Source organism: Psychrobacter sp. CAL346-MNA-CIBAN-0220 (assembly GCF_040309805.1).
Lineage (GTDB): Bacteria > Pseudomonadota > Gammaproteobacteria > Pseudomonadales > Moraxellaceae > Psychrobacter.
The window spans coordinates 1-255 of sequence record NZ_JBEOPF010000507.1 but is presented as its reverse complement, the minus strand read 5'-3'; the positions used below and the strand labels follow the sequence as shown (position 1 = coordinate 255).

The window sequence follows — 255 nt, the reverse complement described above, 5'->3', positions numbered from 1 at the left end:
CCTCTGGCGATACCGCATTTCGCTCAGCACGGTTAATTTTGGCAGAGTTCTTTAACATCAAGCAAATAGAGTTACCGAAGCGTTTAATGCTCGCGTTACCATTATTTGTCGTCGGCGCCGTGTTAACCCAAGTAGACTTTGGCATTATCTGGCGCTACTTTGGTGTCGCAAACCAAACTACTGCTGTATTAATGTTATGGACCGCTTCAGCTTACTTGCTGCGCTACAATAAATTCCATTGGATTTGTACTGTAC

Annotated in this window: 1 pseudogene; it reads left to right on the top strand. The window is 44.3% G+C overall.

From position 1 onward, the window contains the following. Positions 1-255: pseudogene (locus AAEY88_RS14570) on the top strand (carbon starvation CstA 5TM domain-containing protein); the annotation flags it as partial.